The organism is Paraburkholderia sp. MPAMCS5 (assembly GCF_036016995.1).
Taxonomy (GTDB): Bacteria; Pseudomonadota; Gammaproteobacteria; order Burkholderiales; family Burkholderiaceae; genus Paraburkholderia.
Map to the genome: position 1 here is coordinate 49,043 of NZ_JAYXBK010000024.1, position 9,375 is coordinate 58,417.

Sequence of the window (9,375 nt, forward strand, 5' to 3'; positions counted from 1 at the left end):
ACCGTCAGCCCTGCAATACGCGCACTATATGTACACGCACACCGCGTTCGCGCGGCGTGCAAGCTTCACACAAGGAGGCGACTTTCGATGAAAGCACACGCGCAACGACTCATCGCCGCGCGCCTCGGCCTCGCGCTGCTCACCCTGCTGCTCGTCTCGGCGATCGTGTTCGGCATTACGGGGCTGCTTCCCGGCGATGCCGCGCAGCAGGCGCTCGGCCAGGCGGCCACACCCGAGGCCGTCGCCGCATTGCGGCATCAGTTCGGGCTCGACCAGCCCGCGCTGCAACGCTACGGCGAGTGGCTGCTGCATATCGTCAGCGGCAACTTCGGCACGTCGTTGTCGAACAATATGCCCGTGAGCGAACTGATCGCGACGCGCCTGCCGAATTCGCTCGTGCTCGCCGGCTTGACGGCGGTGGTCTCGGTGCCGCTCGCGCTGCTGATCGGCATCACGTCGGCCATGTTCCGCGGCTCGCTGCTCGACCGCGTGCTGAACGTGCTGACGCTCTCGGCGGTGGCGGTGCCCGAGTTCCTCGTCGCGACCATCGCGGTGCTGATCTTCGCCGTGAAGCTGCGCTGGCTGCCCGCGCTGTCGTATCTGTCCGAGGTGAATTCGTTCGGCGCGCTGCTGCGCATCTACGCGATGCCGGTCATGACGCTGTGCTGCGTGATCGTCGCGCAGATGGCGCGCATGACGCGCGCCGCCGTGCTCGACCAGCTCAACTCGTCGTATGTGGAAATGGCGCTGCTCAAGGGTGCTTCGCCCGTGCGCGTGGTGTTGCGGCACGTGCTGCCGAACACCATCGGGCCGATTGCGAATGCGGTCGCGCTGAGCCTCTCGTATCTGTTCGGCGGCGTGGTGATCGTGGAGTCCATCTTCAACTATCCGGGCCTCGCGAGCCTGATGGTGGACGCCGTGACGAACCGCGACATGCCGCTCGTGCAAGGCTGTGTGATGGTGTTCTGCGCGGCATATCTCGCGCTCGTGCTGATCGCCGACCTGTGTCAAATCGTATCCAACCCGAGGCTGCGTCGATGATGAGCCGAACCACCAATCCCCACGTTCCTCACGCCGGCACCGAACTGTACGACGTCAGCCGCGACGAAGCCGTCGCCGAGACGCCGGCCGTCGAAGCGGCGCCCGTCAAACACAACGCGCTGCAACGTCTCGTGCACCGCTTTTCGGTGCTCGGCCTGATCGGCTTGCTGATCGTGCTGTTCTGGCTGCTGGTCGCCTTCGTCGGGCCGCTCGTCGCGCCGTACAAGGGCGGCGCGTTGACGTCCACGGAAATTTTTGGCCGCTACAGCGCGGCGTATCCGCTCGGCACCGACTATCTGGGCCGCGACATGCTGAGCCGCATTCTCTACGGCGCGCGCTATACCGTCGGCCTCGCGCTCGCGGCGGCCACGCTCGCGAGCGTGATCGGCACCTTCTTCGGCCTGCTCGCCGCGGTCTCGGCGAAATGGATCGACGAAGTGTTGAGCCGCCTGTTCGACGCGTTCATTTCGATTCCGAGCAAGGTGCTCGCGCTCGTCGTGATCGCCGCATTCGGCTCGTCGATTCCGATGCTTACCACGGTCGCCGCGCTCGCCTACATTCCTGGCGCGTTCCGCATTTCGCGCTCGCTCGCGCTGAACCTGATGGGCCTCGAATACGTGCAGGTGGCGCGCGCGCGCGGCGAAGGGCTGCTTTACATCGCGCGCGTCGAGGTCTTGCCGAACATGATTCATCCGATGCTCGCCGATTTCGGCCTGCGCTTCGTGTTCATCGTGCTGCTGCTGAGCGGCCTCAGTTTCCTCGGCCTCGGCGTGCAGCCGCCGAACGCCGACTGGGGTTCGCTCGTGCGCGAGAACATCGGCGGCCTGTCGGAGGGCGCGCCCGCCGTGCTGATGCCGGCGGTCGCGATTGCCACGCTGACCATCGGCATGAACCTGCTGATCGACAACTTGCGGCGTCGCAGCCGTAGCCACGGAGACGCATGATGGCCGAGCGGGACATGATTGAAGTGAAGGGGCTGCGGGTCGTCGCCGGACCGGCGCATGGGCCGCTGACGGAGATCGTCAAGGGCGTCGATTTTTCGGTGAAGAAGGGCGAGGTGCTCGCGCTGATCGGCGAGTCTGGCTCGGGCAAGACGACCATCGCATTGTCGCTGCTCGGCTATGCGCGCGCCGGCTGCGCGATCAGCGGCGGCTCGGTGAGGATCGGCGACGTCGAGGTCTTGTCGCTCGATGCGAAAGGACGCCGCGCGCTGCGCTCGCGCACCGTCGCGTATGTCGCGCAGAGCGCGGCGGCCGGTTTCAATCCGGCGCGCACGATCATGGATCAGGTGACCGAGCCCGCGCTGCTGCATCAACTGATGACGAAGGAAGCCGCGCGCACCAAAGCCATCGGCCTCTTTCGCGCGCTCGCGCTGCCCGCGCCGGAGACGATCGGCGATCGTTATCCGCATCAGGTGTCGGGCGGCCAGTTGCAGCGTTTGATGGCGGCCATGGCGTTGATCACCGATCCGGCTGTCGTCGTGTTCGACGAGCCGACCACCGCGCTCGACGTCACCACGCAGATCGAAGTGCTCGCGGCTTTCAAGAAGGTGATGCGCGAACTCGGCACGACAGCCGTGTACGTGTCGCACGATCTCGCCGTGGTCGCGCAGATGGCCGACCGCATCGTCGTGCTGAACGGCGGCGCGGTGAAGGAAAACGGCGCGGTCGCGCAAGTGCTCGACGCGCCCGTCGATGCGTACACGCGCCAGCTGCTCGCCGCGACGCGCCGGCCCGAGGCGGCGGCCATGCCGCAGGGCGGCGCGCAGGTGCCCCCGCTGCTCGAAATTCGCGGACTGTCGGCGGGGTATGGGCGCATCGACCGTGACGGCGTGCCCGCCGTGCGCGTGCTCGACGACGTGAGTCTCGCGATTGCCCGCGGCAGCGCGCTCGGCGTGATCGGCGAATCGGGATCGGGCAAGACGACGCTCGCGCGCGTGGTGGCGGGTCTCGTCGATCGTGCTCGCGGCGAAGTGCTGTTCAACGGCGAGCCGTTGCCCGCGCAACTATCGCAGCGCACGCCCGACCAGTACCGGCAGATCCAGATCGTGTTCCAGAACGCCGACACGGCGCTCAATCCGAGCCATTCGATTGCGGATATTCTCGGCCGGCCGCTCGCGTTCTATCACCATCTGCGCGGCTCGGCGGCGAAAAAACGCATGCTGTCGCTACTCGATCTCGTGAAGCTGCCCGCTTCGATCGCGACGCGCGCGCCTGCCGGATTGTCCGGCGGCCAGAAGCAGCGCGTGAACCTGGCGCGCGCGCTCGCCGCCGATCCCGCGCTGATTCTCTGCGACGAAGTGACGTCCGCGCTCGATACCGTGGTCGGCGCCGCGATCCTCGATCTGCTCGCCGAATTGCGGCGCGAGCTGGGCGTGTCGTATATGTTCATCAGCCACGACATTTCGACGGTGCGCGCGATCTGCGACGAGGTCATCGTGCTGTACGCCGGCCAACGCGTGGAAGCGGGACAGCGCGACGTGCTCGCCGCGCCGCCGTACCATCCGTACACGGGTTTGCTGGTTGATTCGGTACCCGAACTAAAGCCTGGCTGGCTCGACGCGCGCCGCCACGTCGCCGCATGCGCATTGCCCGCGATGGGCGAGAGCGCCGCCGTGCCCGAGCTGTGTTCGTTCCGCGCGCGCTGCCCGGTGCGCATCGACGGAATGTGCAACACCACGCCGCCTTCGCTCAGAAAGCTGCCTTCCGGCGCCGAGATTCTTTGCCACCATTCGGCCGCCGAATTGAGCCGCCTGCAGGCTCTGGAGACGATCCCGGCATGAACCAGCGATTTGTGCGGCTCGCGGAAACCGGCCGCAAGACGTTTCCGATCACCGTCGACGGCGTGGTGCGCGAGGCCGCCGAAGGCGACACGCTGATGGTCGCGCTGCTCACGAGCGGCAGCACCTTGCGCGATTCCGAATTCGGCGATGGCCGCCGCGCCGGTTTCTGTCTGATGGGCGCGTGCCAGGACTGCTGGGTCTGGACCGCGCAAGGCGAGCGCGTGCGCGCGTGCAGCACGCCCGCGATGCCCGGCATGTCGATCGTGACGAAACTGGCCGAGGCCGGGGAGGGCGTATGGCCCCGCGCGTAGTCGTGATCGGCGGTGGACCGGCGGGCGTGCGCGCCGCGCAGGCGCTCGTGGAAGCAGGGCTTCGTCCAACCGTAATCGATGAAGGACGCAGGGACGGCGGACAGATCTACCGGCGTCAGCCGGAAGGTTTTTCGCGCAGCTACGAGACGCTCTATGGCACGGAAGCCGCGCGCGCGGCTTCGCTGCACAGCAGCTTCGACGCGCTGAAAAGCCAGCTCGATTACCTGCCGGAAACGCTGGTGTGGAATATCTCGGCGAATGCGGTGCACACGGTGAGCGGCACGCGCTACGGCACGCTCGCGTTCGACGCGCTCATCATTTGCAGCGGCGCGACCGACCGGCTGATGCCCGTGAAAGGCTGGCACCAGGCCGGCACATACAGTCTGGGCGGCGCGCAGGTCGCGCTGAAATCGCAAGGCTGCGCAATCGGCTCGCGCATCGTGATGATGGGCAGCGGACCGCTCCTGTATCTCGTGTCCGCGCAATACGTGAAGGCGGGCGCGCGGGTCGCCGCCGTGCTCGATACGTCCACGTTCATGCAGCGCGTCGCCGCGTTGCCGCGCTTGCTGGCCATTCCCGCCGCGCTCAGGAAGGGCATTGCGCTGACGCGCGTGTTGTCGAATGCGCGCGTGCCGGTGTATCGCGGCGTGCAGCCGCTTGAAATCAAAGGCACGCCGCAAGCCGGCGTGAGCGGCGTGGAAGTGGCGCTGCCGGGCGGCAAGCGCATCGGGTTCGCATGCGACGCGGTCGCGCTCGGTTATCACTTGCGCCCGGAGACGCAACTCGCGGACCTCGCCGGCTGCCGCTTTCTCTTCGACGACGACACGCAGCAGTGGCTTCCGCAAATCGACCGCGATGGCCGCAGCAGCATCCAGGGTGTGTATCTCGCGGGCGACGGCGCGCGCGTGCGCGGCGCCGACGCAGCCGAACGCTCGGGCCGCCTCGCCGCGCTCGCGGCGATGCAGGATCACGGCATGCAGCTCGCGGCCATGAAGAGCATGGACGGCTTGCGCGCCGAACTCGCGCGCTTCGCGCGCTTCGCCGCGGGCTTGCGCGAGGCGTTTCCGTGGCCGGCGAAGTTCGCCGCGTCGCTGCCCGACGAGACCATTGTTTGCCGCTGCGAAGCGATCACGGCGGGCGAACTGCGGCGCGTCGTACGCGAGGGCGGCGCGCAGGAAGCCAATCGCGCGAAAGCGTTTTCGCGGGTCGGCATGGGCCGTTGCCAGGGGCGTTACTGCGGGCACGCGGGCGCCGAAATCGTTGCGGCGGCGGCGTGTGTGCCTCTGTCGTCGGTGGGACGGCTGCGCGGACAGGCGCCTGTCAAACCGCTGCCCGTCGCGATGACCGAGGAGGTGGCCGAATGAGCGCGGCGACTCGCAATGAAGCCGATGTGATCGTGATCGGCGGCGGCATCATGGGCACGACCACCGCGTTTTTTCTGCGTCAGAGAAAGCGCTCGGTGATTCTGCTCGAACGCGGACTGACGGGACAACAGGCGAGCGGCGTGAACTTCGGCGGCATCCGCCGGCAAGGCCGCGCCTTGTCGCAACTCGCGATGGCCAATCGAGCGCTGCGCACCTGGCAGCGCTCGGCGGAACTGCTGGGCGAGGACATCGAGTTTCTGCCGGTCGGTCACACGCGCGTGTGCTATCACCAGAAGGACGTCGAGAATTTCGATCAATACGCGATCGACGCGCGCGCTCACGGGCTCGAACTCGAAGTGCTGCACGGCGACGCGATGTTCCGGCGCTTTCCGTTTCTTGGCCGCGAAGTGCTGGCGGCGTCCATCTCGCCGCTCGACGGCCATGCGAATCCGCGGCTTGCGTCGCCCGCCTTTGGACGCGCGGCGGCGCGTCTCGGCGCGCAGGTGATCGAGAATACGGAGATCGTGCGCGTCGAAAAAGAGGGCGGCCGCTTTCGCGTGGAAAGCGCGCGCGGCGACGTGTATCACGCGGCGCAACTCGTGATATGCGCGGGCGCGTGGGCCACGCGTCTGTCCGACCAATTCGGCGAAGGCGCGCCGCTCACCGTGAGCGGGCCGCAAATGTGCGTGACGGAGCCGGTGCCGTACGTGTTCAAGTCGTCGATGGGCGTATTCACGTCGATCAAGGAAGAGAGCATCTACTTCCGGCAGATTCCGCGCGGCAACATCATCGTGGGCGGCGGCCCGGCGGGTCCGGCCGATGCCGTGACGAGCCGCGCGTCGGTGCTGCCGCGCAACACCGTGCGCCAGCTCGCGCAGATGCGGCGGCTCGTGCCCGCGCTCGCGCCGCTACACGTGATTCGCGTGTGGAGCGGCGTCGAAAGCTATTTGCCGGACGGCGAGCCGGTGATCGGTCCGAGCAGCACGACCGACGGTCTCTTCTATGCGTTCGGCTTCAACGGCGCGGGCTTTCAGATCGGTCCAGGCGTCGGCGAGACGATGGCGGAACTCGTCGATACGGGCAGCACGCCGATTCCGCTCGACAAGTTTTCGATCCGCCGTTTTGCCAAAGCGTCCGCGCCTTGCTCGACCATCGTCACGTCATGAAACAGTCCTTCAGTCTCAATGCCGCGCGCGCTTTTATCGACGCTCATTTCAACGAGCCGGTGACGCTCGCGCAACTGGCCGAGCTGTCGGCGCTGAGCGTGTCGCGCTTTGCGACGGTGTTCCGGCAGCAGTATGGATCGTCGCCGTATCGCTATCTGTGCGGCGTGCGGATTCAGCGCGCACAGACGTTGCTGCTCGAAGGCGTGCCCGGTTCGGTGGTCGCGACCGAGGTGGGCTTCTTCGATCAAAGCCATTTTGGCCGGCATTTCAAACGATGCTGCGGCATGACGCCGAGCATGTTCATCCAGCAACGCGCGGCGGCCAACGCGGGCAAACATGGCGCCGCTAACGCGAAGCCTGCCGCGCCGCGTTCAGCTTCCGCCATAAGGTCGTCTTGCTGATGCCGAGCGCCTCGCACACGGCATTGCGGTCGCCGTTGTGCGCGGCGAGCGCGGCGCGGATTTCGTCGGCTTCCACGTGACGGCTGCGCTCGCGTAGCGTGGGCGCGGTTTTTTTCGAGCGCGCGTGGTGCGGCTCCGTGATTTCCGGCGCGATGCCGCGCAACATGTCGCGCGTGACGAGCGGCGGCGTTGACATGTTGTTCACGCTCGCGTTGGCTTGCGTGTCGGCCTGCAAGTCGGCAAGCTCCACGGCAATGCGTTCAATCACGTTCTGCAATTCGCGCACATTGCCCGGCCATGCGTATCGGCGCAGCGGCTCGGCGAGCGCGGCCAGAACGCGTTCGGCCGCCGCCGCGTCGGGCAGGCGCGCCGCGAGCCGCGGCTCGCGCGTCGCGGCTTGCAACAGCAATTCGACGGCGAGCGGCAGCAAGTCCGCGGGACGTTCGCGCAGCGGCGGCAGCGCGATGCTCAGAATGTTGAGCCGGTAGTAGAGATCGGCGCGAAAACTGCCCGCTTCGATGCCCTTTGTCAACGCGCGATGCGTGGCCGCCACGACGCGAATGTCGACGCGCGTGGGCTCCGTCGAACCGAGCCGCACGACTTCGCGCTCCTGCAACACGCGCAGCAAGCGGCTTTGCAGCGAAAGCGGCATTTCGCCGATTTCGTCGAGAAACAGCGTGCCGCGATGCGCCACTTCGATCAGGCCCGCCTTGCCGCCTTTGCGCGCGCCGGTGAACGCGCCTTCCTCGTAGCCGAACAATTCGCTTTCCAGCAGCGCCTCGGGAAAGGCGCCGCAATTGATCGCGACGAAGGCGAAGTCGCGCCGCGCGCTCAACCGATGCATGCTCTGCGCGACCATTTCCTTGCCGGTGCCGCTCTCGCCGAGAATCAGCACGGTCGCGTCCGAACGCGCGTAGCGCTGCACGAGCGCGCGCACCCGTTGCATGGCGTCCGACGCGCCGACCATGTCGTCGAGCCGGTAACGCGCGGTGAACTGCTGCACACGCTGGCGCGAACGCAGCGTGCGGTCGAGCCGCTCGACCGCGCGCGATTCCTGGAATGTCAGCACGGTGCCCGCCGCGCCGCTCGTCGCAAGCGGTCCGCGATGCACGACGTAGCTCGCGCCGCGCACCGTGCAGAACGCGTCGCCGTCCGAATCGGGCAGGCTGCCCGCGAGATCGGGCGCGAGGTCGAGCAGCGCGCGGCCCGCCGCGTTGGCCGCGTCGATGCCGAGCACGGCGGCAAGACGCTGGTTCATCGCTTCGACGCGGCCTTGCGCGTCGAGCGCGACGACGCCGTCGCGCAAGTGTTGCAGCAGGTTGTCGAGCCGTTGACGGCGCAGCGTTTCGCGCCGTGTGGCCTGCGCGACTTCGAGCGCGGTGTCGAAGCCCGCGCGCACCGACGCGCGCGAATACAGAAACACCGCGCCCATGCCCGCGTTCGCGGCGAGATCGGTCACGAGTCCGGGGCCGACCACCATGTCGATGCCGCGATCGCGCAGATCGAGCACGACGCTTTCCGCGTCCTGCGCCGATTGATACGAGGCGAGCGTGACATCGAGCGAATAGGCGGCAACGAAGCGGCGCACTTCGTCGGGCGTGTCGCCGTGCGTGACGAGCGCGACCTTCGCGCCGTCGCGGCGCGCGCGAGCGAGCGCATGCATGAGATCGAAGCCGGTCGGTCCGACCATCACGACCGGCACCGCGACGCGCGTTTTCAGATAGGCGCCGTTCGAGCCGCCGGCAATCACCACGTCCGGACGGCCCGCGCCCGCGGCGTCGATTTCATGGACGGCGTCTTCGAAACCTTGCGCGACGATGCGCAAATCCGCGCGCTCCACATATTCGCCGGCGATGTCGAAAAAGAGATCGCGCAGGCGGCTGATGCTCATGGCCCAGATGCGCGGGCGCTGGGCGCTGTCGAAGAGAGGTGTGCTCACGGCGGCTCTTTAATGGGTAAAGCCAAGTCTGGTTATTATGCGCGCATCGATTTCATAAATGAAACTATGGCATTTCAATGATGAAACGCGCGCGGCTTCGCGTCGTGCGGCGCTTCCGGCGAATCAGGCACTTAGCGTCGCCCGCTTCGCCTGGCCCGTTCTTTGCATTTCAGGCTGCGTCCGAAAACACCCACCTTGCAACTGGAGACGAATTCATGAGCGAAGCAGACAACAGCACGCCGAACGCGGGCGGCTTCAAACCGAAGAAATCCGTGGCGCTGTCCGGCGTGACGGCAGGCAACACGGCGCTGTGCACGGTCGGCAAGACGGGCAACGATCTGCATTATCGCGGCTACGACATTCTCGACATC

8 protein-coding genes and 1 pseudogene are annotated in these 9,375 nt (G+C 67.0%); 8 read left to right on the plus strand and 1 reads right to left on the minus strand.

The genetic code is table 11. The features are described from left to right. The first annotated feature begins 87 nt into the window (after nucleotides 1–87). From VOM14_RS30035 to VOM14_RS30065, 7 genes are read left to right on the plus strand one after another with little or no spacing between them, the layout of a single operon-like run. Nucleotides 88–1,041, plus strand: coding sequence for an ABC transporter permease (locus VOM14_RS30035; protein WP_327632362.1), 954 nt, complete (start codon nucleotides 88–90; stop codon nucleotides 1,039–1,041). Further along, nucleotides 1,038–1,985: an ABC transporter permease gene (locus tag VOM14_RS30040; protein ID WP_327632363.1), complete on the plus strand. Its 948-nt coding sequence runs from the start codon at nucleotides 1,038–1,040 to the stop codon at nucleotides 1,983–1,985. Before VOM14_RS30035 ends, VOM14_RS30040 begins: the two co-directional genes overlap by 4 nt. Then, nucleotides 1,985–3,823, plus strand: a complete 1,839-nt coding sequence (locus VOM14_RS30045) for an ABC transporter ATP-binding protein (RefSeq protein WP_327632371.1) — start codon at nucleotides 1,985–1,987, stop codon at nucleotides 3,821–3,823. The genes VOM14_RS30040 and VOM14_RS30045 overlap by 1 nt, the downstream gene beginning before the upstream one ends. After that, nucleotides 3,820–4,134, plus strand: coding sequence for a (2Fe-2S)-binding protein (locus VOM14_RS30050; RefSeq protein WP_327632364.1), 315 nt, complete (start codon nucleotides 3,820–3,822; stop codon nucleotides 4,132–4,134). The genes VOM14_RS30045 and VOM14_RS30050 overlap by 4 nt, the downstream gene beginning before the upstream one ends. Next, complete coding sequence (locus tag VOM14_RS30055; RefSeq protein WP_327632365.1) at nucleotides 4,119–5,498, plus strand: FAD/NAD(P)-dependent oxidoreductase; 1,380 nt, start codon at nucleotides 4,119–4,121, stop codon at nucleotides 5,496–5,498. The genes VOM14_RS30050 and VOM14_RS30055 overlap by 16 nt, the downstream gene beginning before the upstream one ends. Then, nucleotides 5,495–6,664, plus strand: a complete 1,170-nt coding sequence (locus VOM14_RS30060) for an NAD(P)/FAD-dependent oxidoreductase (RefSeq protein WP_327632366.1) — start codon at nucleotides 5,495–5,497, stop codon at nucleotides 6,662–6,664. The genes VOM14_RS30055 and VOM14_RS30060 overlap by 4 nt, the downstream gene beginning before the upstream one ends. Further along, entirely contained in the window at nucleotides 6,661–7,065 is a 405-nt protein-coding gene (locus VOM14_RS30065; protein ID WP_327632367.1) for a helix-turn-helix domain-containing protein, read from the plus strand. Before VOM14_RS30060 ends, VOM14_RS30065 begins: the two co-directional genes overlap by 4 nt. On the opposite strand, the gene prpR is transcribed toward VOM14_RS30065, so the two are convergent. After that, a complete protein-coding gene (prpR, locus tag VOM14_RS30070; RefSeq protein ID WP_327632368.1) occupies nucleotides 7,010–9,004 on the minus strand; it encodes a propionate catabolism operon regulatory protein PrpR in 1,995 nt (664 codons plus the stop codon). The two genes, VOM14_RS30065 and prpR, sit on opposite strands and share 56 nt — an antisense overlap. Before the next feature lie 215 nt (nucleotides 9,005–9,219). On the opposite strand from prpR, the pseudogene VOM14_RS30075 reads away from it, so the two are divergent. Further along, nucleotides 9,220–9,375: pseudogene (locus VOM14_RS30075) on the plus strand (2-methylcitrate synthase); the annotation flags it as partial.